Origin of the sequence: Chromobacterium sp. Beijing (assembly GCF_021496765.1) — a bacterium.
Taxonomy (GTDB): Bacteria; Pseudomonadota; Gammaproteobacteria; order Burkholderiales; family Chromobacteriaceae; genus Chromobacterium.
Window position 1 is genome coordinate 516,936 of record NZ_CP053750.1, and the last position, 25,253, is coordinate 542,188.

Genomic DNA, 25,253 nt, shown 5'->3' on the forward strand with positions numbered 1-25,253 from the left:
CGCTGCGCGGCCGGCATGGAATACAACGAAGGGTAATCATGCGAATACACATCATGGCCGCCTTGGCGGCGCTGAGTCTGCCCGCCGCGGCATGGGCCAAGACGGAGTCGTACAAGGACTGGGCGGTGGCCTGCGACAACACCCGCCATTGCGAAGCCAACGGCACCCAGGCCGCGGACGGCGATAATCCGGTCAGCCTCTTGCTCAAGCGCGACGGCGGCCCCAATGCGCCGCTGACCGGGGAGTTGATCGCGGCGGACGCCGACGACGGCAAGGCGGGGCCGCTGACGCTGCGGCTGGGCGATTTCAAACTGAGCGGCTTGAAAACGGAGCAGAGCTTGAGCGCCGGGCAGATGGCGCAGCTGCTGCCGCGCATGCTCAACGCGGACGCGATCAGCCTAGGCGACGGCAAGCTGCAATGGACGCTGTCGCTGGCCGGCCTCAAGGCCGCCTTGCTGAAGATGGACGAGGTCCAGGGCCGTCTGGGCACGCCCGGCGCGCTGGTAAAAAAGGGCGCGAAGCCGGAAGCCTCGGTGCCGCCGGCCTTGCCGGCGCCTTTGCTGAAACCGGTGGCGGCGGCGGCCCGGCCCGGCGACGCCGCGCTGGCGGCGCCCATTCTCAAAGCGGTGCGCGAGCGCGGCTGCTGGGAGGATATGCCGGATGCGGAGAACCCGACGATAGACGTCCACCGCTTGAGCGCCGACAAGGTGCTGGTGCTGCGCGAATGCGGCCGCGGCGCTTATCAGGGCGGCTTCAGCGTGTGGATAGCCAACGATAAGCCGCCGTATCGGCCGGCGCTGGCCAAGCTGGCCGACGGCGACGCCGCCTATTTGATGAACGCCGAATTCAATCAGGGCGTGCTCAGCAGCTACGCCAAGGGGCGGGGCATAGGCGATTGCAACGTCAGCAGCGCCTGGGCCTGGACCGGCGGCCGCTTCGAACTGATGCACGCCGCCGAGGCGCCGCAGTGCCGCGGCATTCCCGGCGGCGTGTCGCTGCGCAGCTGGGTGACGCGGCAGAAATAAGCGGGCTCGGTCCGCCCGCTCTCCGTGGCGGGGGCGGACCGAGATCCCGTCGTTGGCGTGGCGCCGGTCTTTGCTTATGTCGACGCGGACGCGGCGGCTTCGGGCTGATGCAAGCCAAAGCTCAGGCCGCCGGGCGCATGGCATTGAGCGAATTTGCCGAAGCCCGGCTCCTCCGCGATGCCGCCGTCGATTTGGCCGCCCAAGGCCCGCACGCGCTCCACGGCGGCCGTGAGGTCCGGCACCTGGAAGAAGAGATCGATCCGGGGCGCGGCATCCCCCCGTGCAGGCCGGCTTTAATCGATCCGGCCTGAAACCAGCCGCCGCCGTCCGTGCCCATCGGATGGAAGCTCCAGCCGAACAGTTCGGCGAAGAAGGCGCCGACAGGGGCCGCGTCTCCGGCGCCGATCTCGATATAGGAAACAGGTGATGCCATGGGAATCTCCTTTTGTGGTGAAAAAGCCTTTTGGCCTATTTCAACGGCCTAAACGATTATAGGCCGGATCAGGCCGGATCGACGGCTTCCAGTTCCACTCGCCACAGCGACAGCGGTCGCGCGGCTTGCAGCCGCAGCGTTTCGCCGCGCCGGGCGACGGCGGCGTCCCAGGCCGCCAGCGGCTGCGGCCGGCCGTCATGCCACAGCCGCGCGCCGTCCTCCAGCGCCAGCAGCAGGGTCAGCTCGGCGTCGGCGCGTAATTCCAGCGCGCCGTCCAGCGTCAGCCTGTCCAAGCGCGAGCGGTAGCGGCCGCGCCGCGTCATCACGTTGAAATCGGTCAGCGGGCCGTCCAGCAGCCGGCTTTGCGCCGGGGTTTCGCCGGCGAAGGCCAGCGGCTCGCCGCCCGGCGTCAGCCGCAGACGGCCGCGGCCGTCCAGTTCCAACTCCAGTCCCGCGCCTTGCAGGATCAGCAACTGCCGGTCCACGCCGTCGAAGCGCGAGAACGGCCCGTCGCTGGCCACGCTGGCCAGGCTGACGCGGTAGTCGAAATCGTCCAGGCCGGCCTCGGCCGGGGAGATCAGCAATTGCCGGGTGCTGCCGCCGCCGTTTTTCCATGGGCTGGGCGGGCAGTCTTGCAGGCGGATGAGCGTCATGGCGGGCCTTTGAGTGATTGCGGGGTGGGAAGGGCGCTCCAGTCTAGCAGGAGCGCGCCGCCGGCGTCGCCGGACGCGGACGGGACTGGAATAGGCGGCCGCGCTTGGTTTACACTTCGGGTTTCCATCACCTTGAATAAAAAAGAAAGGAGGTAAATATGCTTCAATTTGCGCGCCCAGAAATGTCGGTTCGCTTGTTTAGCGCATTTGCCGGCTCTTGCCCGAGTTCCATCGCGCTGCGATAACCGGGTCGGAGCAAAGCCACTCTTCACTTCGAGTTTCACTCGCCGAGTCTTTCCCGACTCCCATGTTGTCGCCAGCGCTCCTGTTGACAGGGACTGCCACGTCCCGAAAAAACGAGAGCAAGAGCATGACAACCCTGATTTCCGCGCAATCCCTGCAACTGGACGCCGGCCACGGCCCGCTGTTCCAGGACCTTTCCTTTACCGTAAAACTGGGCGACCGCATCGGCCTGTTAGGCCATAACGGCTGCGGCAAGAGCAGCTTGCTGGACGTGCTGGCCGGCCAGCGCGAAGCCAATGCCGGCGCGGTGCAATACGCCGGCCTGTGCCGGCTGCAATACGTAGAGCAACACCTGCCGGCGAGGCTGGCGGGCTTAAGCGCGCGCTCGGCGCTGCTGGAGGCGGTGGACCGCCAGCCGGAGCAGCGCTGGCGGGTGGACAGCCTGCTGGACGAACTGGAACTGTCGGCCGCGGCCGACACCCCGGCGGCCAGTCTCAGCGGCGGTCAGCACACCCGGCTGCTGCTGGGGCGCGCGGTGCTGCGCCAGCCCAATCTGCTGCTGCTGGACGAGCCCAGCAACCATCTGGACCTGCCGTCGCTGCTGTGGCTGGAAGACTTTCTGCGCCGCTGGCAGGGCGGCTTCATCCTGGTGTCCCACGACGCGCGGCTATTGGACGCGGTGACTTCGCACAGCTGGATTCTGCGGGACCAGCGCCTGTACCGCTTCGAGCTGCCGTGCAGCCAGGCGCGGGCCGCGCTGGCGGAGGCGGACGACGCCGCGCGCGCGCGCCGCGCCGGCGAGCAGAAGGAGATAGACCGCCTGAACGCCAGCAGCAAGCGGCTGGCGATCTGGGGCCGCGAGCACGACAACGAAAAGCTGGTGCGCAAGGCCAAGTCCATGCAGAAGCGGGTGGACCGGCTGAAGGAGGAGCAAGCCTTCGTCAGCCGCGGCAGTCCGTGGCGCTTGCGGCTGCAAGGCCAAGCGCTGGCGGCGGACCGCTTGCAGGCTTTCGAGGGCTTGCAGGTGAGCGCCGCGCCCGGTTTGCCGGCCTTGTTCGAGGCCGACGAGCTGAGCCTGCGCAGCGGCGACAAAGTCGCCTTGCTGGGCGCCAACGGCGCGGGCAAGTCCTCCTTGTTGCGCCAGTGCTGGCAGGACTGGCTGCAAGGCGAGGCCGGCGCGGGCTGGCGGCCGCACCCGGCGGCGCGCGTCGCGTATTACGATCAGTCGCTGCGCCGGCTGGACGACGCGGCCGCGCTGTCGGACGCGCTGTACCTCTTCGCGCCGCTGAGCGAGGCGGAGCGGCGGCAGGCGCTGATTTCCGCCGGTTTCGCCTATGCGCGCCACGGACAGACCGTGGCCACTCTCAGCGGCGGAGAGCGCGCGCGGCTGCTGTTCCTGGCGCTGTCGCTGGCCAGCTACCACCTGCTGTGGCTGGACGAGCCGACCAACCACCTGGATCTGGACGGCAAGCGGGAACTGGCGGAGGCGCTGGCGGACTTTGCCGGCGGCTTCCTGCTGGTGTCGCACGACCGCGAGTTGATCGAGCAATCGTGCAACCGCTTCTGGGTGGTCAGCGAGGGCCGGCTGCGCGAGTGGCCGGACGCCGCCGGCGCCTACGCCCAGCTGTTCACCCCGCAGGCCGTCGCGGCCGTGGCCGATCAGCCGACGGCGTCCGGCGACGCGTCCGTTCCCAAGGGCGCGGAGCGGCAGCTGGAGCGCCTGTATCAACTGGAGGCCTTGCTGAACGCGGACCTGGCGCGCAAGCCCAAGCATCAGAAGCCGCAATTGCAGCGTGAATGGCGGCGGGAGATGGGGGCGCTGGAACGGGAACTGGGCTTGTAACGCGAAGGGCGGCGTTAAAAACGCCGCCCGTTCGTCGCGTGTTTCGCCGCTTCATCCATCGCCTTGCGCGTTTCGTCGCAAGCCGCTGTCGGCCGCGTTTGGCGCTGGCTACAGTGAGCAGCGTCAACCACAACGCATTGCAAGGAGCTGAACATGGATCGGGAAAAACACGCGGAAGCCCTGGACGGACTGAACGGCGTCAAGCACAAAATCGCCATTTACTGGCGGCTTTATGTAGACTGGCTGGCCGGCCTCGGCTGGGGGCGGCTGGCCTTGGTCTCGCTGCTGGCCTTGATTTTGAGCGGCGTGCTGGCCTTGAGCGGCGCCGTGGTTTTTTTGATACTGATGTCCTTCCTGGTCAAGGCCTGCGTCGCGCCGAAGCCGTCGAGGCCGGCGGCGCTGACGCAGGGGACCGAGGAAGAAATGAAGCAAGACCGGGGGGCGTATCATGGATAGGCAAAAACATGCGGAGGCGCTGGCGGGCATTGAACTCGTCAGCCACAAGGCTTCCATCTACTGGTGGCTGTTTTTCGACTGGCTGGCCGCCGTCGGCTGGGGCCGGCTGCTGCTGATCTGCTTTCTGGGCCTGATCCTGGGCGGCATCATCGGGATTCCCGCGCTGGCCTTCTTCCTGGGCGTGACCGTCTGCATCGTCAAGATCGTGGCCAGAGGCAAGCGCCGGGCGGAGCAGCGCGCCGACGCGGCGGTGGTGCGCAGCCGGCAGGCGGAGGAGCTGGCCGAGGTGGAGGCGCTGCAACGCCAGCTGGCGGAAGCGCGGATGGGAGCGCTGCAGGCGCAGATCGAGCCGCACTTCCTGTTCAACACCCTGTCCTCGGTGTGCCAGTTGATGGAAACCGCGCCGGAGCGCGCCTTGCTGATGCAAAAGGCGCTGATCCGCTATCTGCGCTCCTCGCTGCCGGAGTGGCGGGAGTCCCCGGCGGAAACCAGCCTGGGCCAGCAGCTGGAATTGTCGCGCGCCTATCTGGACATCATGCAGCTGCGGATGGAAGACCGGCTGCGGGTGCGGCTGGAGGTGCCGGAGTCGCTGCTGGACGCGCGCTTTCCGGTGATGATGCTGCAAACCCTGGTGGAGAACGCGATCAAACACGGTCTGGAGCCCAAGGCCGAAGGCGGCGAGATTCTCATCGACGCCAAGGTGCTGGCCGGCGAGCTGCGGGTGGCGGTCAGCGACAGCGGCGTCGGCTTCCCGGAGCAGCCGGGGCAGGGCCTGGGCCTGAGCAATATCCGCGAGCGTCTGGCCATGTTGCACGGCGAGCGCGCGCAGCTGTTGCTGGAGGTGTTGCCGACAGGCGGCACCCGCGCCACCATAGGCCTGCCGTTCGCCTTGGTGTGAGCGGCCCGCTTGTAAAGAGGACAGCGTTAATGAGCAAATTGAGCGCGGTGATCGCCGACGACGAGCGCCTGATGCGCGAGCAACTGCGCATGGCCCTGCAACGGGTGTGGCCGGAGTTGAGGATAGTGGCCGAGGCCCGCGACGGCGCGGAGGCGGTGGAGTTGGTCCGCGAGCATAGGCCGGACCTGGCTTTTCTGGACATCACCATGCCGGTGCAGAACGGCATCGCCGCGGCGATGGAGATAGACGGCCTGTGCCCGGTGGTGTTCGTCACCGCTTACGACCAATACGCGATCAAGGCCTTTGAAGAAGGCGCGGTGGATTATCTGCTCAAGCCGGTGGAGGACGAGCGGCTGTTGCGCACGCGCCAGCGCTGGGAGCAGCGGCAGCTGGCGCTGCCGACGCACTGGCAGGCCTCCTTGCAGCAGCTGAGCCGTCAACTGGCGCGTCCGGACTATCTGCGCTGGATCAAGGCCTCGGTGGGCAATAGCCTGCGCATGATCAGCACCGGCGAAGTGCTGTTTTTTCAATCCGACGAAAAATACACCCGGGTGCAGACTGTCGGCTGCGAAGCCTTGATCCGCATGCCGATCAAAGAGCTGTTGCAGGCGCTGGACCCGGACGAATTCTGGCAGATCCACCGCTCCACCCTGGTGCGGGTGGACGCCATCGAACAGATCAAGCGCGACGACGGCCAGCGCGGCCTCATGCTGCAATTGCGCGGCTATCCGGAACCGCTGGAAGTCAGCCGCAGCTATGCCCATCTCTTTCAGCGCATGTAAGCCGGGAGGCTTCAAGGTTTTGCCGTAGAGACTGGCTGATCGTAAGCCCCATCCTCGAAATCCCGCTCCATCCGCCGGTATTGGGCGCTGTTTTTAAGCCGGACCAGGCCTTCGTTGAAGCGGTCCAGCAGCCACTGGCTTTGCGGCTGCGCCCGGCTCAGCATCAGGCGGTACTCGTTGCGTTCCCACACCTTGGGCGCGTAGACGATGGCGGCGCGCTGCTCCGGCGTGAAGCGCCGGCGCAGCAAGGATTGCCCCACCGATTTGACCAGGGGGAAAAAATCGATGCGCTCCGCCAGCAACTGCCGCATGCCGCTTTCTATGTCCTGAGTGCTGTCGTTGCGAATATGGCCGGCGCGCACCGCCTCGCCCCATACCCCCAGTTTGGAACCGTTGGGCGTGGCCATGCGCAAGCCGTACAAATCCGGCATCTCCGTCGGAGAAAGCGGGCGTTTGGCCAAGTGAAACGCCACCTCCTCATCCACCACCACCGGCAGGCTGAACAGCGCGAATCGCTCGCGCTCCGGCGTGATCGACCACACCACCGATCCCGCGATCTCGCCGCCGCGCACCATGGCCTCGGCCCGGGCCCAGGGGAAATGCCGGTAGCGCACCGTGATCCCGGCCAGGCGGAAGGCTTCGCTGACAATGTGGGAGGCATAGCCCTGCTGCGGCAGCTTGGCGGATAGATAGGGCGGCCACTCCCCGCTGGCCAGCACCACCTCCCGCGCCGGCGGCGGCGCGGCGGCGAGGCAGGGCGGGGTGAGAACGGCGCAGCAGATCAGCGCCAGGCGCATCGGGGACCAAACCATGGCAGCGTCCGATAGGGTTTGTTCCAGACTAGCAGGTTTGCCGCGCCGCGCTCCGGCATGAAAACTGCTTGTCCCGGCTTGTGGCCGCGGTCCGCGCGCGGCGTTCAAGGGGAAAAAAATGAGCACGATCAGAATGACGCCGGCGCTGGCGGCCCGGGATTACTCGCGCCTGAGCGCCTTATTGGCCGACTGCGTGACCGGCGGCGCGTCGGTGGGCTTCCTCGCGCCCTTGCCTGAGGCCGAGGCCGCCGCTTACTGGGCGCAGGTGGACGCGCTGCTGGGCGCCGGCCTGCAATTATGGCTGGCGGAAGAGGGCGAGGAACTGCTGGGCTGCGTGCAACTGGCGCCTTGCCAGCGCGGCAACGGCCGCCACCGCGCCGAGGTGCAGAAGCTCTTGGTGCATTCCGCCCGCCGCGGCCGCGGCGTGGCGCGCCAATTGATGGCGGCGCTGGAAGATCATGCACACAAACAGGGCATCCGCCTGCTGGTGCTGGACACCGAGGCTGGTTCCGGCGCGGAGGAGGTCTACCGCAAACTGGGCTGGAGCAAGAGCGGGGAGATCCCGGATTACGCCGCCCGTCCGGACGGACGCCTGCATCCCACCGCCTATTACTTCAAGCGCTTGTGAGGCGTCGTGGCTTGTCGGCCAACGCCATCATGGGGCGGGCGTTTAGCTTGAGGCGATAGCCGTCAGCGCGTCGCGCACCGCGGAGACGACCCGTTCCGGTTCCGAGAATTGCGGAAAATGGCCGCTGCGGGCGGCGATGACGTGGCGGCCGCGCGGCGACAGCGCCGCCAGCCGGCGCTGGCCCTCGGCGCGCGCGTCCAGCACGGCCTTGGAGGTGAGCCAGGACAAGCCCGGCGCGCCGCCGCTGATCACAAACAAAGGGATGTCGGGGAAGGGCGGCGCTTCGGCGATCTGTTCCGCGCTGCGGCGCAGATGGCCGGTCTCGTTCAGGGTGTCCCGGTCCTGAGCCAGGTCCAGCGCCCGGCGCAGCAACTGGCCCAGCCGGCCTTGCCGCGCGTCCAGCGCGCTGATGTCCTCCGGCGCGGCGGCGTCCAGCAGCACCACGGCGGCCACTTCGCCGGCGTAGCTGCGGGCGAACAGATTGGCGATCAGGCCGCCCAAGGCGTGGGCCACCAGCACATAGGGCGGAGCCAGGTCCGCCTTGAACAGCAGCGCGCGCAGGGTTTCCATCATCGCGGCGCCGGTCTGCGCCTCGCGGGCGTTGCCGCTGTTGCCTATGCCGCAGCGGTTGTAGGCGAACACGCCGCTGAGCGTTTCCAGCGCCGGCAGCACTTTGTACCAGCCCTCCATCGGCGTGCCGGCGTCGTTGATCAGCACGATGGGCGGCGCGGCGGCGCCGACGGCGATGTACTCCATGGCGACGCCGTCGATGGCGACGATGAGCTTGGGGGGCAGGGTGGTCATGGCGCAAGCGGGCGGCGGCCGCCGTAATGGATCTATCTTATTGTTTTTGTAAGTGAAAAATTAATTCAGTTCCTGAACTTCATGAAGGACGCTAATTTTTTTCCGTCGTCGTCGGCTGTCCCAGCCTCTGGCCCAGCTCCGCGGCGAGATAATCCACCCAGGCGCCGACGCGCGGCGCCAGCGCGCCCTGTTTGTAGAACACCGCCCAGATAGTCTGGCTCCACGGCAGGCTGACGGCGTCCAGCACCGGCGACAAGCGGCCGCTTTGCAGATCTTCGGCGGTGAGCAGGTCGTTGAGACAGGCGATGCCGGCGCCGTGCAAGGCCAGGTGCAACAGGGTTTCGCCGCTGGAGGCGGTCAGCGCGGGCTGGATGGCCAGCCCGTTGCCGCCGCGGTGGCGCAGCGGCCATTGATTGAGGGTGTCCGGCGCGGTGAAGCCCAACAGCCGGTGCCGCGCCAGCGCGTCGGCGCTGTCCGGCGCGCCGCGGCGACGCAGATAGTCCGGCGAGGCCACCAGGCGGATGCGGCTGTCGCCCAGGCGGCGGGCGCTGAGGCTGGAGTCCGCCAGCGCGCCCATGCCGACGCGAATGGCGACGTCGGCCCGCTCTTCTATCAGATCGACGATGCCTTCCGCGCCCGTCAACTCCAGGCGCACCTGCGGGTAGCGTTCCAGAAAGCCGGCGGTCAGCGGCGCGATCAGGCGGGTGAGGATGGGGGTGGCGGCGTTGACGCGCAGCAGGCCGCTGGGCTGGGCCAGGCTGGCGGCCAACTGAGCCTCGGTGTCCTGCAGCTCGGCCAGGATGCGGCGCGCGCGTTCCAGCAGCCAGCGGCCTTCCGCGGTCAGGTCCAGCCGGCGGGTGGTGCGGGTGATCAGCGCCACGCCCAGCTGTTTTTCCAGCCGGCTGACGCTGCGGCTGATGCCGGACGGGGTTTGGCCCAGACGCTCCGCGGCGGCGGAGAAGGAGCCGGCGTCTATGACTGAGACAAATGCAATCAGCGCTTCCATGGGTAGCATTGTTGATTCCTGAGCAAAAGTTTTTGTCAGTGAAGCGGATTTTTCCGCGGCTGGCAAGCGTGGAGAATGCGGCCTTATTCGTTTGCCCGCCGCGGCGGGCCCGACTCGGCTTTTCTTTGGGAGAACACCATGCCGCTTGCCTTATGGGCGCTGACCTTGAGCGCCTTCGCCATTGGCACCACCGAATTCGTCATCGTGGGCCTGATTCCCACCATCGCTTCCAGCCTGGGAGTGTCGCTGCCGTCCGCCGGCCTATTGGTCAGTCTTTATGCCTTGGGCGTGGCGGTGGGCGCGCCGCTGTTGACCGCGCTGACCGGCCGCGTGCCGCGCAAGCCCTTGCTGCTGGGGCTGATGGCCTTGTTCACCCTGGGCAATCTGGTGGCCTGGCAGGCGCCGGGCTACCAGGCGCTGATGGCGGCGCGGGTGCTGACCGGCCTGGCGCACGGGGTGTTCTTTTCCATCGGCTCCACCATCGCCACCGGCCTGGTGAGCAAGGACAAGGCGGCCAGCGCCATCGCGCTGATGTTCAGCGGCCTGACGGTGGCGCTGGTGAGCGGGGTGCCGCTGGGCACCTTCATCGGCCAGACCCTGGGTTGGCAAGCCACGTTTCTGGCGGTGTCCCTGCTGGGGGTGCTGGCCTTCATCGGCAGCCTTCTGCTGGTGCCCAAGGACATTCCCCAACCGCCGCCGGCCTCGCTGGCCGCGCAGCTGGCGGTGCTGAAACGGCCGCGGCTGTTGCTGGTGTACGCGATGACGGCCTTGGGCTACGGCGGTTCTTTCATCGCCTTCACCTATCTGGCGCCCATTCTGGAGCAGGTCAGCGGTTTCGCGCCGTCGCGGGTGGGGCTGGTGATGCTGGTGTACGGCGTGTCGGTGGCGGCGGGCAATATCTGGGGCGGCCGGCTGGCGGACCGCAAGGGGCCGGTGCGCGCCTTGCAGATCATCTTCGCCTTGCTGGCGCTGGTGCTGCTGGCGCTGAGCTTCACCGCGCCGTCGCCGGTGTGGGTGCTGGTCACGGTGCTGGCCTGGGGCGCGGTGGCTTTCGGCAATGTGGCCGGCCTGCAGCTCTATGTGGTGCGGCAGGCGGAACGCGACGCGCCGCAGGCGGTGAACGTGGCTTCCGGCCTGAACATCGCCGCCTTCAATGTGGGCATCGCCGGCGGCGCCTGGGCCGGCGGCTGGGTGGTGGCGGAGCTGGGACTGCTGGCCACGCCGTGGATAGGCGCGCTGGTGGTGTTGGCCGCCTTGGCCCTGACCACTTGGTCCGGCGTGCTGGACCGCCGCGCGGCGCGGACGCCGGCAATGTGTTCGCAGGCGGCTTGACCGCCGGAGCAGGACAATGGAAATAAAGCGCCGCAGGGTGCGCAATTGAGAGGACGTTTCATCATGGATATGCCAAAAATAGGTTTGGGCACCTTCCGTCTGGAAGGGCAACAAGTGGTGGATTCGGTATTGACCGGGTTGGAGCTGGGCTACCGCCACATCGACACCGCGCAGATTTACGGCAACGAGGCCGAGGTGGGGCAGGCGCTGCGCCAGAGCGGCTTGCCGCGCGAGCAAGTGTTTCTGACCACCAAGATCTGGACCGAGAACCTGGGGCGGGAAAAATTGGCGGACAGCCTGCGCCGCAGCCTGGACTTGCTGGGCGTGGAGCAGGTGGACATGACGCTGATCCATTGGCCGTCGCCCGGCGACGCGCTGCCGGTGGCGGAATATATGGAAGCGCTGGCCCTGGCCAAGCAGCAAGGGCTGACGCGGCGGATAGGCGTGTCCAATTTCACCATCGCCCATCTGCGCCGGGCGCTGGCCGCGGTGGGGCCGGGGGAGATCGCCAGCCAGCAGGTGGAAGTGCATCCTTTCCTGCAAAACCGCAAGCTGCTGGATTTTTGCCGAGAGCAGGGGGTGCCGGTCACCGCCTATATGCCGCTGGCCTACGGCAAGGTGATGGACGAGCCGCTATTGCGCGAAATCGCCGCTCGGCATCGGGCCAGCCCGGCGCAGCTGGCCTTGGCCTGGTTGTTGCGTCAGGGGCTGGCCGTGATTCCGTCGTCCACCCGGCGCGCCAATCTGGCCGCCAATCTGCAGGCGGAGACGCTGAGTTTGAGCGAGGCCGATATGGACGCCATCGCCGGCCTGGAGCGCGGCGAGCGGCTGGCCGATCCGGAGTTCAGCCCGCGCTGGGATTAGGAGGGCCAAGGCCGCCTGTAGCGCGGCGGCAACTTGCGCGCGGATTTGCCGCCGGTCAAGGAAATGGGGAATGGCGGCGCCGTCCGGCTTGAGGCGGCTTTCCGGCCAGTGGTATGTTTGTGGTATTCCCGGCCCGGCCGCGCGCCGCGCCGTTTGATTCTCCATTTCTCCAGGTGGCGATGATGTCCAAACCCCGTGCCGTATATTTGCAGTCGGGCGGTCCGACTGCGGTGTTGAACGCTTCCGCGCAGGGCGCGATAGAAACCGCGCGCCAGCGCGGCCTGTCGATGTACGGCGCTTTCGACGGTCTGGCCGGCCTGCTGGAGGACCGCTTGTGCAATACCGACGCGGTATCGGACGAGGCCATCGCCCAACTGGCCTTCATGCCCGGCGGCAGCTTCGGCGTCAGCCGGCGCATGATAGGCAGCTTCGCCGAGGCCGGCGACGACTGGCGGCGGCTGCGCGAAGTGTTGGCCCGGCACGACATCCATTATCTGCTGGTCAACGGCGGCAACGGCTCGCTGGGCTGCGCCGAGCGTCTGGCGGAGTTCGAGCGCCACATGGGCTATCCGCTCAAGGTGGTGGGCGTTCCCAAGACCATAGACAACGATCTGGTGGGCACCGACAACAGCCCCGGCTACGGCTCCTCCGCCAAATTTCTGGCCAGCGCGATGCGCGAGGTGGGGCTGGACATGACCAGCATGGGCTGGGGCCGAGTCTTCATCATGGAAACCATGGGCCGCCATACCGGCTGGCTGGCGGCGGCCTGCGCCGCGGCGGCGCGCAATGAGCGCGAAGCGCCGCATTTGCTGCTGCTGCCGGAAGTGGCTTTCGACGCCGAGCGTTTCCTCGCCGCGGTGGACGACAGGCTGGCGCGCTTCGGCCAGTGCGCGATCGCGGTGGCAGAGGGCATTACCGACGCCGACGGCCGCTTCGTCGCCGAGGCCAAGAAATCCGAAGTCTACGGCCATGAGCAACTGGGCGGCGCCGGCCACTGGATCGCCCAGCTGCTGCTGCGCGAGCGCGGCATTTCCGCGCACGTGGCGCAGGTGGATTATCTGCAGCGCGCCGGCGGCCATTTGGGGTCCAGCATGGATGTGCGTCAGGCCTACATCATGGGCGAGCGGGCGGTGGAGTGGCTGCTGGCCGGCAAGAGCGGCGTGATGGCCGGCATCAAGCGCATCCAGAACCATCCCTATTGCTGGGACGTGGTGGAGGTGCCGTTGGCGGTGGTGGGCGATCAGGAGAAGCGGCTGCCGCCGGAGTTCATCGGCGCCGACGGCTTCAGCGTGACGCCGGCCTTCCTCGATTATGTGCGTCCCTTGATGGAGGGCGAGCGGATTCCGCCGTTCAAGGATGGATTGCCGGATTATCGGCCCATCGCCTGGCCCAAGGTGTGAGGGCGGGAAGCACTGGATGGAAAACCCGGCTTGCGCCGGGTTTTTTTATTGCCCGGCGCCGGGTGGCGCATGGCGCGGCGTTTTCAAACCCGGATTGAAAGAGTCTGCGCGCGGCCGGTCTGTTTGGCCTTGCGCGGCGTCTTCATACTGACGGTTTGAGGCGTAGGCCAGCGCGCCGTCGCCGCATCATCATCCCAAGAACGGAGAACCGCATCATGACGACATCCCCCTGACCAGCATCGCCGTGCTCAAGGCCAAGCCGGGCCAGCGCGAAGCGCTTCGCGTTGCGCTGACCGCCTTGGTCGAGCCCACTCGCCGCGAAGCGGGCAACCTCGATTACACCCTGTTCGAACTCACGGACGAGCCGGGCAGCTTTTACATGCGGGAAGCCTTCGTCAGCCGCGCCGCGCTGGACGAGCATTTGGCCGCGCCTTACTTCCGGGCCTTCGAAAAGCGCTTCGATGAATTGCTGGCTGAGCCGATCAAGCTGATTTTCCTCGACAAGGTGGCTTGAGGCGGGAAATGAAACAGGCCCGGCATAGACCGGGCCTGTTGGCGGAGGAGGGGCCGGTTTAGAGCACCAGGCCGCCGATCAGCGCCGACAGAATGCTGACCAGGGTGGAACCGTACACCAGCTTCAGGCCGAAGCGGGACACCATATTGCCGCGCTCCTCGTCCAGGCCCTTGACCGCGCCGGCGATGATGCCGATGGAGCTGAAGTTGGCGAAGGACACCAGGAAGATGGAGATCACGCCTATGGTGTATTCCGACAGCTGGGCGGTGAGCTTTTTCAATTCCATCATCGCCACGAATTCATTGGTCACCAATTTGGTGGCCATGATGCTGCTGGCCGGCATGATGTCGGCGGCCGGAATGCCCATCAGCCAGGCGAAGGGATAGAACACATAGCCCAGCACGTACTGGAAGTTCACGCCGAAGACGGCGTCGAAGAGGTGGTTGACGGTGGTGATCAGCGCGATGAAGCCGATCAGCATCGCGCCGACGATCACGGCGATCTTGAAGCCGGCCATGATGTAGTCGCCCAGCATTTCGAAGAAGGACATGCGGTGGGCGGCTTCGGCGCTGATCAGTTCATCGTCGTCGCGGCTGGCGTCGTAGGGATTGATCAGCGACAGGATGACGAAGGTGCTGAACAGATTGAGAATCAGCGCGGTGACCACGAAACGCGGCTGGATGATCTGCATATAGGAGCCGACGATGGACATGGACACCGTGGACATGGCGGTGGCGGCCAGCGTGTACATGCGCTTTTCCGAGAAGCTGCCGATGATGTTCTTGTAGGCGATGAAGTTCTCGGACTGGCCCACGATCATGGAGCCGACGGCGTTGAAGGACTCGATCTTGCCCATGCCGCTGATCTTGGCCAGCACCCAGCCGATGCCGCGTATCACCCAGGGCAGCACGCGGATGTGCTGCAGGATGCCGATCAGCACCGAGATGTAGACGATGGGCATCAGCACCTTGAGGAAGAAGCTGAACTCGCCCTGATTGAGCAGGCCGCCGAACACGAAGTTGGTGCCTTCGCCGGCGTAGCTCATCAGTTTGTCGAACACGCCGGCCACGCCGCCCACCAGGGTCAGGCCGTAGCTGGAGTGCAGCAGGAAGTAGGCTAGCGCCATCTCCACCACGATCAGTTGCAGCACGTAGCGGATCTTGATGTTCTTGCGGTCGCGCGCCACCACTTGGGTCAGCAGGAAGACAACCAGCAGTCCGAAGACGAATTGAAGTATGTGCATATCTATTGCCTTGATGGGCCGTCCTTCAGGCAGGAGCGGCGATGTTGGCGGGCGCGCCCGCTGTGTGTGCTTGTGTTGTTGATTGGCGAACGGCGAATTTTGACATGAAGCGATTGCCGCTTCCATGTAAAACGCATTCGCCCGCCACTGTGCGCTTATCCGCTGTCGCAAACCAGCCGGTTTGATCAAACAAGCTGCGCGGCCGGCTCAAAAATAAAGCCCCCGGCCATGGCCGGAGGCTTGTCGCATGCGGGACTATTGCGCTTGTTGTTCCGCTTCGCGGCGGGCTTGTTCGGCGAAATAATAATCGCGGCGGGCCTGCTTGGCCGCGGCCTTTTCAGCCAGCTCCTGCTCCTTCTTGGCGGCTTCCGCCGCCGCCTCGGCGCGTTGCGCCGCTTTCACCGCTTCGCGTTCGGCTTCCTCGGCGGCTTCGATCGCGGCGATTTCGCTGCGGCTCTTGCACGGGCCGGTTTTTTCGAACCAGGCCACGGATTCCACATGGGCGGTGTGCGGGAACATATTGATGATGCCGGCCGCCTTCAGCGTGTAGCCCTTGGTGTGCACCAGCACATTGGCGTCGCGCGCCAGCGTGGCCGGATTACAGGACACGTAGACGATGCGTTTGGGCGCGGTGTCCTCGGTGATGGCCTTCAGCAGCTGCACCGCGCCGTCGCGCGGCGGGTCCACCAGCATCTTGTCGAAGCGGCCGAGCGCGGCGAAGGACTCCTCGGTGACTTCGAACAGATTGGCCATCTCATAGCTGACCTTGTCCTGCAGGCCGTTGTGGGTGGCGTTTTCCACCGCGCGCTTGACCAGGGGCTGGCTGCCTTCCATGCCGTGCACCTCGGCGCCGGAGCGGGCGATGGGCAGGGTGAAGTTGCCGATGCCGCAGAACATGTCGGCGATGCGCTCGCCCGGCTGCGGGTCCAGGAATTTCAGCGCGCGCGACACCATGACCGCGTTGATCTCGGGGTTCACCTGGGTGAACTCGGTGGGGTAGTAGGGCATCTCCACGCGGTATTCCGGCAGGCTGTAAGTCAGCTTGGGCGCGTCCAGCGGGTAGACCGGATAACAGGTGTCCGGGCCCTTGGGCTGCAGCCACATCTGCAAGGGCCGCTCCTTGCTGCCGTGGGCGTCGGAGAAGGCGCGCAGCAGCGCGTGGTCGGCGTCGTTGATGGCTTCCATATTGCGGAACACCAGGATGTCCACCTTGTCGCCCACCGCCAGCTCCACCTGGGGCATGCGGTTGTTGATCGACAGCTTGTAGATCATCTCGCGCAGCGGCACGATCAGGTCCGAGATATGGCGCGGCAGGATGTGGCACTCGCTCATATCGGTGATGTAGGTGGAGCGCTTCTCGTGGAAGCCCACCAGCACGCCGCCCTTTTTCTCCACCAGCCGCGCAGACATCCGCGCGCGGTGGCGGTAGTGCCAGGCCGGGCCGGCGATGGGCGTCAGCACCTGTTGCGGCTTGACCCGGCCGATGCGGGCCAGATTGTCTTCCAGCACCCTTTGCTTGACCGCCACTTGGGCGGAGAACTCCACATGCTGCATCGAACAGCCGCCGCAGGTGCCGTAATGCGGACAGCGCGGCTGCGTGCGCAGAAAGCTTTCCTTCAGCACCTGGCTGGTGTTGGCGTTCTCGTAGGAAGACTTTTTGCGATAGGCGCTGTAGACCACGGTTTCATAAGGCAGCGCGCCGTCGATGAAGATGGTCTTGCCATCGACGTGGGCGACTCCCCTGCCTTCGTGGTCCAGCGACTCGACCTGGGCGATAGTCTGTTTGTGCGTCATGGTGTTGCTTGGAAAATCAAACGGAAAGCGGCGATTTTCTCAAATTATCCGGCAACGCGCAGGGGTTTTTTGTCCGCGCCGGCCGGCGCGCCGGTTTCGACCTCCAGCCCGGCCGCCTTCCATTGCGGGAAGCCGCTGTCCAGCCGCCTGGCGTTCAGGCCGCGGGCGCGCAAGGCGGCCACCGCCTGGGTGGACAGCACGCAGAAGGGGCCGCGGCAATAGGCGATGATTTCGGCGCCGGCGCTGAGCTGTGCCAGGCCGTGTTCCAACCGCTCCGGCGGCAGGTTGAGCGCGCCGGGCAGATGGCCGGCGGCGTACTCGTCCGCCGGCCGCACGTCCAGCAGGATGAGGTCGCCGTCGCCCAAGCGGCGCAGCAGCTCGTCCAGCGTGACGCCGTCCAGCGTCTCGGGCCGGGCGGCGGCGTCGTCCAGCAGCGCGCGGACGGCGGCGCGGCGGTGCTCGGTCTGACGGCGCAGCGCGTCCAGCACGGCCAGAATGGGGCCGTCGCCCAGCCGGTACATCACGCGCTTGCCGTCGCGGCGCGATAGGGCCAGTCCGGCGCGCTTCAGGTGTTGCAGGTGTTGCGAGGCGTTGGCGATGGACAGGCCGGCCAGCTCGGCCAGCCGCTCAACCGGGCGCTCGCTTTGGGCGATGTGTTCCAGCAGCAACAGTCGGTGGGCGTGGCTCAGCGTGCGGGCCAGGTCGGCCAGGTCGGCGAAGCGTTCCGGAGCGGGCGGAGGAGTGCTGGTCATGGACGGCCTTCAAAATATCATTCAATCAATCTATTTAATGATAGTCTATTGGCTGGCGTTTGTCAGCGCCGGCGTCGCGTCGGGCGCGGCGTGGGCATTGAATGGTTGATGGGGAGAGGGCATGGAGGCGGTGACGGAATGGTTGGCGCGCGGCGCGCTGGTGGGCGTAGGCGCCACGGCGGTGATGGACGCGTGGGCGTACTGGCTGCGGCGAAGCTTTGGCACGCCGTCGCTGGATTACGCGCTGGTGGGGCGCTGGATGGCGCATTGGCGGCGCGGCCGCTTCCGCCACGCAAGCATCGCCCGCGCCGAGCCGGCGCGCGGCGAGCGGGCGCTGGGCTGGCTGGCGCATTATTTGATTGGCGTCGTCTTCGCGCTGTTGTTGCTGGCCGCGTGCGGTGAGCTTTGGTGGCGCGCGCCGACGCCGGGGCCCGCGCTCTTGTTCGGCCTCGCCAGCGCGGCGGCGCCTTTCCTGCTGATGCAGCCGGCGATGGGCGCGGGTTTCTTCGCGTCGAAAACGCCGCGGCCATGGCTGTCGCGCCGGCGCAGCCTGGCGGCGCACGCCAGTTTCGGCCTGGGCCTGTACGCGGCGGCCTGGGTTTTGGCGCATTGGCCTGCGTTTTGAGCTCAAGCCGGCTATGCTGGCGTAAAACCGACAATATTAGCGACGGCCCGGAGGCGGCAGGGGCTTGGTAATAGTCAGAATCTTGCTTTCCCACGCTTTCTGTTAGAATCGAACAATAGTGATTTTAGATATGGTGCGGTATGTTGAAGCGATGTGTTGGGCTGTTGGGTTGGCTTGGGCTTGGCGTGGCGCCGTTTGTCGGCGCGGCGGTGATTCCCGAGCCTGATGTGCAGGTCAACCCCGCGGGCCTGCACTTGGTGCTGAACCTGCCGCAGGCGCGGCTGTTCCAGTACCAGGACGGCAGGCTGTCCAAGATCTATCCGGTGGCGGTGGGCAAGATGCTGACCCAGACGCCGATCGGCAGCTTCGACATTACCGGCATTTACAAGGCGCCGGCCTGGCATGTGCCGCGCTCCATCCAGGAAGAAATGCGCCGCAGCGGCAAGGAAGTGCAGACTGTGGTGCCGCCGGGGCCCAAGAACCCGCTGGGGCCGGTCTTCATTCGTTTCGGCGAGGCCAAGCTGGGCCTGGGCTTTCACGGCACCAACGCGCCCGGCTCGGTGCCCGGTTTCCGCAGCCATGGCTGCGTGCGCATGAAAAACGACGACGCCTTGCTGCTGTCCAAGACCGTGGGCCGCGGCGACGCGGTCACGGTGGCTTATCAGACCGTGTTGCTGAACCAGGACGCCGCCGGCGAACTGTGGCTGACCGCTTACCGCAATCATTACAAGCAGGACGATCCTTCCTTCCCGATGCTGGCCGAAACGCTGCTGGCCTGGCAGAAGCAAAAGTCCGCGGTGGTGTTCGGCGCGCGGGTGGACCAGGCTTTGAAGGCGCGCAAGGGCGTGCCGGTGTGTCTGACTTGCAAGGACGTGGCCAAGGCCAAGGTGGACGGCGATCTGTCCGCGGTGCGCTGGCTGTCGCCGGGCAAGGCGGACGATACTCAGTTCGCGCGCGAACCGGCCGGCCGCGAGCCGGGCGGTCCGTTGCCGTCGCAGGCTACGCCGCCGGCGTCCGCGCCGCAGCACGCGCCGGCGGTGGCGCCGTCGTCCGCGCCGTCCTCTTCGCGCGCCGCGGTGCGCGCCCAGCCGCCGCGTAGCGGCCGTCCGGCCTGATTCAGTCGGCCATCTCTCCCGCCAGTTCCCCCACGCGCCGCAAGGCGCGTTCGTACGCCGGGTTCCACGGATAGCAGCAGGACAGCCGCACGCAATTGCGGTAGCGCCCCTTGGCCGAGTACAGCGTGCCGGGCGCGATGGTGATGCGTTCGGCCAGCGCCGTCTGGAACAATGCCATGGTGTCCACGCCGCTGGGCAGCTCCACCCACAGCAGGCAGCCGCCGGACGGCGAGGTGGCCCGCGTCTGAGCCGGGAAGCAGCTGGCGACGGTGCCGCGCAGCCTTTCCATCTGGCTCATGAAGTGGCGGCGGATCAGCCGCAGGTGGTGGTCGTAGCCGCCGGTTTCCAGATATTCCGCCAGCGTTTCCTCCAATAAGCGCGGCTGGGCCAGCGAGCTGGCGAACTTCAGCCGCGTCACTTCCCGCAAGAAGCGCCCGGGCGCGATCCAGCCGATGCGAAAACCCGGCGCCAAGGTCTTGCTGTAGCTGGAGCACAGCAGCACCCAGCCGTCGCGGTCATAGGCCTTGACCGCATCCGGGGTGGCGCCGTCGTAGTGCAGATCGGCGTGCGGCACGTCCTCGATCAGCGGCACCTGGTGTTCGTTGACCAGGGCCGCCAGCCTTTGCTTGGCCTCGGCCGGCATGGTGCAGCCCAGCGGATTGTGCACGGTGGGCATGGCCACGATGGCGTTCAGCCTTTTCTCCGACAGCAAGAGTTCCAGCGCGTCCAGCGACAGGCCGTTGGCCGGATGGGTGGGAATTTCGATCACGCTCAGGCCCAGGTTCTTCAGCGTGGGCAGCAGCGCGAAATAAGTGGGCGATTCCAGGCCCACGGTGTCGCCCGGCTTGCAGCAGGCGCGCAAGGCCAGTTGCAGCGCCTCGGTGCAGCCGTTGGTGATCACCAAGTCCTCGGCGGCCAGCACGCAGCCCCAGCTGACCGCGCGCTGGGCGATCTGGCGGCGCAGCCGTTCCGAGCCGGGCGGAAACGGGTAATCGGTGGTCAGCTCAGGGTGCTGGCGCAGCAGCCGCCCCATGATGTGCTTGAAGCGGGTGGTGGGGTAGAAATCGCTGCCGCGCGGGCTGGCCAAGGACAGGTCGATGAAATCCTCCCGCGTCTGCGCCGTCATCACCGCTTCGATCTGGTCCACCACCTCGCCGGCGTGGTGAGCGGCGCTTTGCCGACGCATGCGCGGCAGCGGCAGGGTGGCGGCGGATTTGACGTAGAAGCCGGATTGCGGCCGCGCCTCGATCAGGCCGCGGTCCTCCAGTGTGCGGTAAGTCATCAGGATGGTGGACGGGCTGACCTTGTGCATTTCGCAGGCCTTGCGCACCGAGGGCAGTCGTTCTCCGGGCTGCACCACGCCGGTCTGGATCAGGGTGATCCATTCGTTGACCAACTGCTGATAGAGGGGTTCGTCGCTCATGCTGGGGGCCTCGCTGACAGATGTGGGGGTCGCCATCGGTACAATTTTCCGCAAAAACGACCATAACAGTTTTGAAATTGTAAAACTGTTATGGTTCCAATTCAATTTTTCTGAATCTGTATTCGATGTTGCGGCGGCGTTATCATGGCCAGCATTGAAAACATGTCGCGTCCGGATTGTCCGGCCGCTGGCTATGGTTTGGAGCGGTAATGAACTTTGTTGCGTTGGTGACTTATCTGTTGGTGATGTCGATCACGCCGGGGCCGAACAATCTGGTATTGGCCTCGTCCGGGGTCAATCACGGTTTTTCCCGCACGGTGCCGGCCTTGCTGGGCATGTCGCTGGGCCTGTCGGTGCAGGTGGGCTTGTTGACGGTGTTCCTGGGCAGCCTGGTCGCCGTCATCGCTTCGGTGCAGATTTACCTGGCCATGGCCGGCTGCCTGTATCTGCTGTGGCTGTCCTGGGGCATGGCGCGCTCGGCGCCGGCCGCGGGCGAGTCCGGCGGCGCGCCTATGGGTTTTTGGGGCGGGGTGCTGTTCAACTGGTTGAATCCCAAGGTGTGGCTGATGGGTTTCAATATCGCGATGGTGTTTCTGCCGGCCAAGATGAACGCCTGGCATGCCGGTCTGCTGTTCGCGGCGCTGACTTTCGTCATCGGCCTGCCGTGCATCGCGCTGTGGGCGGGGTCCGGCGTGGCCGCGCGCCGCTTCCTGGCGTCGCCGCGCCGGTTGAGGGTTTTCAATTGCGGCATGGCGGCGATGTTGGCGGGAACCGCGATCTGGCTGTTGCTGGAAATGCTGCCGGCGCAGTCCTTGCACGCGCTGCCGCAAATGATTTGATGAATAGCTAAATCGATAAGGATGTTCTTGCTGGGGACATCGTCTATGCTGTCCAAAAGGGTAGGTGGCTTATCGTACAGGTATCCTGGGACGCACCCGGGCCGGGGTAGGCCGTAGGCGGGCAGCCGAGACGGGGGCATCATCATGACAGCAGCGGGTTTCGACGGCGTGTATCGTTCGAGCACGTCCTTCTACGGGGACAAGCCGTCCCCGTCCTTGGTCCAGTATCTGGAAAAATATCATGTGGCGGGCGACGGAGCCGGCCTGGATCTGGGCTGCGGCCAGGGCCGCAACGCCTTGTTTCTGGCTCAGCGGGGCTTCGCGATGACGGCGGTGGACGGTTCGGCGGAGGCGATCGCGAGTCTGGGCGAGGCGGCGGACGAGCGCAGGCTGAACGTGAGCGGCAGGGTGGCGGATCTGGCCGGCCTGGAGCTGGAGCCGGGGCGTTTCCGGCTGATCGTCGCGAATACTTCGCTGGATCATTTGGGTGTGGACGAGGGCGAGGCGCTGGCGCGCCAGATGGCCGCCGCGCTGGAGCCGGGCGGCCATCTGTTCGTATCGGTGTTCACGGTCGATGATCCGGGGTGCGACGCCCTGGGCCGGGTGGCCAGCGAGACGGCCTCCTACGTCAAGCATTACTACCAGCCGGGAGAGCTGCGCCGTCAGTTCTCGGCGCTGAGCCTGCTGGCCTATCAAGAGGAGTATGCGCTGGATGTCGGCCATGGCCAGCCGCATTACCACGGCATCGCCCGGCTGTTCGCGCGGCGGGATCATTGAGCGCCGTTGCCGCCGACGCGCAGCGGGCTTTATCGGGCTCTCAGAACCTGTTTACGATCTCGCGAGCTAAGGTGAGACAAGGCGTTGCGGCTGAGCAAGCGGAATGTACACGTGGTGCATGAGCATTTCGAAGCGGTACTCGCCGTGTCACGTTTCACGACGCGCAGCAGAACGTAAACAGGTGCTCAGGACTCCAGCGCCCGGCGTATCACTCCTTCCTTGTCGGCCGGCCGCCAGCCGGCCGGCTTCAGCACCTTGCCGTCCTCGCGGCGCACAATCTTGCCGTCCACGCATTTGCGCATATTGGCGGCGTGGATCTCCCGCGTCATCTCTTCCAGCGGCAGGCCTTGCGACATCAGCAGGCCGCTGAGCACATTGAGCACGTCCACGCCCTCGGCCAGCAGCTCCGCCATCCGCCGCGCGCGTTCCGCTTCATCGCCGTCCTGGCGCTTGTAGTCGGCCAGCGCTTGCTGGAATTCCGCCAGCTCTTCGCCCAGCATGGTTTCCCACATCGTCAGCTGCTGCGGCTGCCATTGCGGCTGAGCCGGGCTGGGGATGTCGAACTGCTGCATGAATTGGCGGCGTAGGGCGAAGAAGTTTTCCATTATTTAGCGTCTTTCTGCTTTTGTGATCCATATATTGTGTTTTATAGACGGGCGGGGCGCAAGCGGCGGGCAAAACAAAGCCCCGCCGGGGCGGGGCTGGATCGGAGCGCTGTGGCGTTTACGCCTGAGCGCTCAGCGCGGCCAGCGCGTCGAAGTAATCGGGGAAGGTCTTGGCCACGCATTTGGGGTCGTTGATGGTGACCGGGGCGCCCAGCAGCGAAATCAGGGAGAAGCACATCGCCATGCGGTGGTCGTCGTAGGTGTCGATCTCGGCGTTCGGCGTCAAGGCCGGCGGCGGGGTGATGCGGATGTAGTCCTGGCCTTCCTCCACCACGGCGCCTACCTTGCGCAGCTCGGCGGCCATCGCGCTCAGGCGGTCGGTTTCCTTGACGCGCCAACTTTCGATATTGCGCAGCGTGCTGGTGCCGTCGGCGGCCAGCGCCGCCACCGCCAAGGTCATCGCCGCGTCCGGGATGTGGTTGAAGTCGGCGTCTATCGCCTTGAGCGGGAGGCTGGCGCGGGCTTCTATCCAATTGGGCCCCATGCTGACTTCGGCGCCCATCAGGCGCAGCGCGTCGGCGAACTTGACGTCGCCCTGAATGCTGTCCGCGCCCACGCCCTCCACCCGCACCGGGCCGCCCGCCAGCGCGCCGGCGGCGAGGAAATAGGACGCGCTGGAGGCGTCGCCTTCCACGTGAACCTCTCCCGGGGAGATGTAAGTCTGGCCGCCGGGGATGGTGAAACGGCGCCAGCCGTCGCGCTCAACCCGCACGCCGAAGCGCGCCATCAGGTTGAGGGTGATTTCGATATAGGGCTTGGAGATCAGCTCGCCGCTGACTTCGATGACCGCGGTTTCGCCGGTCAGCGGCAGCGCCATCAGCAAGGCGGTGAGGAACTGGCTGGACACATTGCCCTTGACCGGGATGACCCGGCCGGCCTCCAGTTGCGCCGGCGCGATGGTCAGCGGCGGGTAGCCGGGCTGGCCTTGGTACTGAATCTTGGCGCCGGCCACGCGCAGCGCGTCCACCAGATCGCCGATCGGCCGTTCGTGCATGCGCGGCACGCCGCTGAGTTGGTAGTCGCCTTGCATCAGCGCCAGCGCGGCGGTCAGCGGGCGGAAGGCGGTGCCGGCGTTGCCGAGGAACAGGTCTGCGCTTTTAACCGGAAATTCGCCGCCCACGCCCTGCACGCGGAAGTCGCGGCTGTCGCCTATCTGTTCGATCTCCACGCCCAGCAGCTTCAGCGCCGCCAGCATGTGGCGGATGTCGTCCGAATCCAGCAGATCGCGCACCAGGGTGCTGCCGCTGCCCAGCGCGGCCAGCAGCAGGGTGCGGTTGGAGATGCTTTTCGAGCCGGGGAGCTTGATGGCGCCGGACAGGCGGAGGACGGGGGCGAGATGCAGTTGTTCCATGGCGGTTCGGGATCTTGTGTTCTTGGGGTTGGCGAAGGGCGACGCGGCGCCCGTCGGACAATGTAACCGCCAGGAAGGTCTTTGCGCAAACCCGCGTGGCGGCGCGTCGGCGCAGCGCGCGTCGTAGAATCTTGCTGCGCCGGCCCGCGGCTTTGAGATAAAATCGACGGTTTGGCCGGTTGCCCGTCGTGGCGGCCGGCGCGAATTTCTGCAAGGACATCGTCTGTACATGACCGCACCTGTCATCGCCATCGACGGCCCGTCCGCCTCGGGCAAGGGCACCGTCGCCGCCCTGGTCGCCGCGCGGCTGGGTTTTCATTATCTGGATTCGGGCTCGCTCTACCGCCTGCTGGCGCTGTTCGCGCAGCGTCACAATATAGGCTGGGACGACGAGCCGGGCCTGGCTGCGGCCGCCTCCGGCTTGCCGGTGGAGTTCGCCGACGGGGCGGTGTGGCTGGAGAGCAACGACGCCAGCGCGGCGATACGCAGCGAGGAAATCGGCATCGGCGCGTCCAAGGTGGGCGCGCTGCCGGCGGTGCGCGCCGCGCTGTTGCAGCGCCAACGCGATTTCTGCCAGTTGCCGGGCCTGGTGACGGACGGCCGCGACATGGGTTCGGTGGTGTTTCCCGCCGCCGCCTTGAAGGTGTTTTTGACCGCCAGCGCCGAGGAACGCGCCGAGCGCCGCTATAAGCAGTTGATCGGCAAGGGAGATTCTGCTAATCTCCCACGGATTCTGCAGGACATTATCGATCGGGACGCGCGCGATGCCGCCCGGCCGGTAGCGCCGCTGCGCCAGGAGCCGGACGCCTTTTTGCTCGACACCACGGAGCTGACCATCGACCAGGCGGTCGCACAGGTTCTACGTTGGTTCGAGGAAAGACAGGTCTCCGGCCTATGATTTTTTTGTCGGGTGAAAATGCTGCAAGGCAATAAACCCGTTGTGCAACCCTAACCCCGCACGCCGCAAGGCGCGCAC

Annotated in this window: 26 protein-coding genes; 15 read left to right on the forward strand and 11 right to left on the reverse strand. The window is 66.2% G+C overall.

Going from position 1 to position 25,253, the window contains the following annotated elements; translation table 11 throughout:
• Positions 1 to 38 precede the first annotated feature (38 nt).
• On the forward strand, positions 39 to 1,025 hold the full coding sequence (locus tag HQN78_RS02505) for a DUF1176 domain-containing protein (protein ID WP_235087713.1): 987 nt from the start codon (positions 39 to 41) through the stop codon (positions 1,023 to 1,025).
• Between the two features lie 121 nt (positions 1,026 to 1,146).
• On the opposite strand, the gene HQN78_RS02510 is transcribed toward HQN78_RS02505, so the two are convergent.
• Positions 1,147 to 1,458, reverse strand: coding sequence for a hypothetical protein (locus HQN78_RS02510; protein ID WP_235087715.1), 312 nt, complete (start codon positions 1,456 to 1,458; stop codon positions 1,147 to 1,149).
• A 68-nt stretch (positions 1,459 to 1,526) separates the two neighbouring features.
• Positions 1,527 to 2,111: a HutD family protein gene (locus HQN78_RS02515; protein ID WP_235087718.1), complete on the reverse strand. Its 585-nt coding sequence runs from the start codon at positions 2,109 to 2,111 to the stop codon at positions 1,527 to 1,529.
• Between the two features lie 370 nt (positions 2,112 to 2,481).
• Between HQN78_RS02515 and HQN78_RS02520 the strand changes: the two genes are divergently transcribed.
• The 4 genes from HQN78_RS02520 (at position 2,482) to HQN78_RS02535 (ending at position 6,333) form a co-directional block, all read left to right on the forward strand.
• A complete protein-coding gene (locus HQN78_RS02520; protein WP_235087720.1) occupies positions 2,482 to 4,197 on the forward strand; it encodes an ABC-F family ATP-binding cassette domain-containing protein in 1,716 nt (571 codons plus the stop codon).
• A gap of 153 nt (positions 4,198 to 4,350) precedes the next feature.
• Complete coding sequence (locus HQN78_RS02525) at positions 4,351 to 4,653, forward strand: hypothetical protein (RefSeq protein WP_107799752.1); 303 nt, start codon at positions 4,351 to 4,353, stop codon at positions 4,651 to 4,653.
• A complete protein-coding gene (locus HQN78_RS02530) occupies positions 4,646 to 5,551 on the forward strand; it encodes a sensor histidine kinase (protein ID WP_107799751.1) in 906 nt (301 codons plus the stop codon). The genes HQN78_RS02525 and HQN78_RS02530 overlap by 8 nt, the downstream gene beginning before the upstream one ends.
• Positions 5,552 to 5,580: 29 nt before the next feature.
• Positions 5,581 to 6,333, forward strand: a complete 753-nt coding sequence (locus HQN78_RS02535) for a LytTR family DNA-binding domain-containing protein (protein ID WP_227104034.1) — start codon at positions 5,581 to 5,583, stop codon at positions 6,331 to 6,333.
• Between the two features lie 11 nt (positions 6,334 to 6,344).
• On the opposite strand, the gene HQN78_RS02540 is transcribed toward HQN78_RS02535, so the two are convergent.
• Complete coding sequence (locus tag HQN78_RS02540; protein WP_235087723.1) at positions 6,345 to 7,145, reverse strand: ABC transporter substrate-binding protein; 801 nt, start codon at positions 7,143 to 7,145, stop codon at positions 6,345 to 6,347.
• Positions 7,146 to 7,263: 118 nt separating this feature from the next.
• On the opposite strand from HQN78_RS02540, the gene HQN78_RS02545 reads away from it, so the two are divergent.
• Complete coding sequence (locus HQN78_RS02545) at positions 7,264 to 7,773, forward strand: GNAT family N-acetyltransferase (RefSeq protein ID WP_235087726.1); 510 nt, start codon at positions 7,264 to 7,266, stop codon at positions 7,771 to 7,773.
• Positions 7,774 to 7,815: 42 nt separating this feature from the next.
• Here the strand turns inward: HQN78_RS02545 and HQN78_RS02550 are convergent, their stop codons facing one another.
• Complete coding sequence (locus HQN78_RS02550) at positions 7,816 to 8,577, reverse strand: alpha/beta fold hydrolase (RefSeq protein ID WP_107799747.1); 762 nt, start codon at positions 8,575 to 8,577, stop codon at positions 7,816 to 7,818.
• 91 nt (positions 8,578 to 8,668) lie between these two features.
• Entirely contained in the window at positions 8,669 to 9,592 is a 924-nt protein-coding gene (locus HQN78_RS02555) for a LysR family transcriptional regulator (protein WP_235087728.1), read from the reverse strand.
• Positions 9,593 to 9,721: 129 nt separating this feature from the next.
• On the opposite strand from HQN78_RS02555, the gene HQN78_RS02560 reads away from it, so the two are divergent.
• From HQN78_RS02560 to HQN78_RS02575, 4 genes are all read left to right on the forward strand, one after another.
• Complete coding sequence (locus HQN78_RS02560) at positions 9,722 to 10,915, forward strand: MFS transporter (protein ID WP_235087731.1); 1,194 nt, start codon at positions 9,722 to 9,724, stop codon at positions 10,913 to 10,915.
• 63 nt (positions 10,916 to 10,978) lie between these two features.
• On the forward strand, positions 10,979 to 11,779 hold the full coding sequence (gene dkgB / locus HQN78_RS02565; RefSeq protein WP_235087733.1) for a 2,5-didehydrogluconate reductase DkgB: 801 nt from the start codon (positions 10,979 to 10,981) through the stop codon (positions 11,777 to 11,779).
• 182 nt (positions 11,780 to 11,961) lie between these two features.
• Positions 11,962 to 13,179 carry a 6-phosphofructokinase gene (locus HQN78_RS02570; RefSeq protein WP_227104020.1) on the forward strand — a complete coding sequence of 406 codons (1,218 nt, stop codon included), beginning with the start codon at positions 11,962 to 11,964 and terminating at the stop codon, positions 13,177 to 13,179.
• A gap of 238 nt (positions 13,180 to 13,417) precedes the next feature.
• Entirely contained in the window at positions 13,418 to 13,693 is a 276-nt protein-coding gene (locus tag HQN78_RS02575; protein ID WP_255701238.1) for a putative quinol monooxygenase, read from the forward strand.
• A gap of 58 nt (positions 13,694 to 13,751) precedes the next feature.
• Here HQN78_RS02575 and HQN78_RS02580 read toward each other — a convergent pair whose 3' ends face one another.
• The 3 genes from HQN78_RS02580 to HQN78_RS02590 all read right to left on the reverse strand — a co-directional run bounded on the left by HQN78_RS02580 (position 13,752) and on the right by HQN78_RS02590 (position 17,482).
• Complete coding sequence (locus HQN78_RS02580; RefSeq protein WP_107799742.1) at positions 13,752 to 14,936, reverse strand: NupC/NupG family nucleoside CNT transporter; 1,185 nt, start codon at positions 14,934 to 14,936, stop codon at positions 13,752 to 13,754.
• 255 nt (positions 14,937 to 15,191) lie between these two features.
• Positions 15,192 to 16,730: a 23S rRNA (uracil(1939)-C(5))-methyltransferase RlmD gene (rlmD, locus tag HQN78_RS02585; protein WP_235087738.1), complete on the reverse strand. Its 1,539-nt coding sequence runs from the start codon at positions 16,728 to 16,730 to the stop codon at positions 15,192 to 15,194.
• A gap of 44 nt (positions 16,731 to 16,774) precedes the next feature.
• Positions 16,775 to 17,482 (reverse strand): metalloregulator ArsR/SmtB family transcription factor, encoded by a 708-nt coding sequence (locus HQN78_RS02590; RefSeq protein WP_235087740.1) that lies wholly within the window; start codon positions 17,480 to 17,482, stop codon positions 16,775 to 16,777.
• A 121-nt stretch (positions 17,483 to 17,603) separates the two neighbouring features.
• Here HQN78_RS02590 and HQN78_RS02595 point away from each other — a divergent pair, with 121 nt between their 5' ends.
• Complete coding sequence (locus HQN78_RS02595; protein WP_235087743.1) at positions 17,604 to 18,107, forward strand: DUF2938 domain-containing protein; 504 nt, start codon at positions 17,604 to 17,606, stop codon at positions 18,105 to 18,107.
• 140 nt (positions 18,108 to 18,247) lie between these two features.
• A complete protein-coding gene (locus HQN78_RS02600; protein WP_107799738.1) occupies positions 18,248 to 19,222 on the forward strand; it encodes a L,D-transpeptidase in 975 nt (324 codons plus the stop codon).
• Position 19,223: 1 nt separating this feature from the next.
• Here the strand turns inward: HQN78_RS02600 and HQN78_RS02605 are convergent, their stop codons facing one another.
• Positions 19,224 to 20,645 carry a PLP-dependent aminotransferase family protein gene (locus HQN78_RS02605; protein ID WP_235087745.1) on the reverse strand — a complete coding sequence of 474 codons (1,422 nt, stop codon included), beginning with the start codon at positions 20,643 to 20,645 and terminating at the stop codon, positions 19,224 to 19,226.
• 209 nt (positions 20,646 to 20,854) lie between these two features.
• Here HQN78_RS02605 and HQN78_RS02610 point away from each other — a divergent pair, with 209 nt between their 5' ends.
• Together HQN78_RS02610 and HQN78_RS02615 are read left to right on the forward strand one after the other, a co-directional pair.
• Positions 20,855 to 21,484 carry a LysE family translocator gene (locus HQN78_RS02610; RefSeq protein WP_107799736.1) on the forward strand — a complete coding sequence of 210 codons (630 nt, stop codon included), beginning with the start codon at positions 20,855 to 20,857 and terminating at the stop codon, positions 21,482 to 21,484.
• Between the two features lie 144 nt (positions 21,485 to 21,628).
• On the forward strand, positions 21,629 to 22,261 hold the full coding sequence (locus HQN78_RS02615) for a bifunctional 2-polyprenyl-6-hydroxyphenol methylase/3-demethylubiquinol 3-O-methyltransferase UbiG (RefSeq protein ID WP_235087748.1): 633 nt from the start codon (positions 21,629 to 21,631) through the stop codon (positions 22,259 to 22,261).
• A gap of 185 nt (positions 22,262 to 22,446) precedes the next feature.
• On the opposite strand, the gene HQN78_RS02620 is transcribed toward HQN78_RS02615, so the two are convergent.
• The gene (locus HQN78_RS02620) at positions 22,447 to 22,866 is read right to left on the reverse strand and encodes a nucleoside triphosphate pyrophosphohydrolase family protein (RefSeq protein ID WP_235087750.1); all 420 of its coding nucleotides are present in this window, start codon (positions 22,864 to 22,866) and stop codon (positions 22,447 to 22,449) included.
• A 118-nt stretch (positions 22,867 to 22,984) separates the two neighbouring features.
• Positions 22,985 to 24,277 carry a 3-phosphoshikimate 1-carboxyvinyltransferase gene (gene aroA / locus HQN78_RS02625; protein WP_107799733.1) on the reverse strand — a complete coding sequence of 431 codons (1,293 nt, stop codon included), beginning with the start codon at positions 24,275 to 24,277 and terminating at the stop codon, positions 22,985 to 22,987.
• 229 nt (positions 24,278 to 24,506) lie between these two features.
• Here aroA and cmk point away from each other — a divergent pair, with 229 nt between their 5' ends.
• Positions 24,507 to 25,175 carry a (d)CMP kinase gene (cmk, locus tag HQN78_RS02630; RefSeq protein WP_107799732.1) on the forward strand — a complete coding sequence of 223 codons (669 nt, stop codon included), beginning with the start codon at positions 24,507 to 24,509 and terminating at the stop codon, positions 25,173 to 25,175.
• Positions 25,176 to 25,253: the final 78 nt, after the last annotated feature.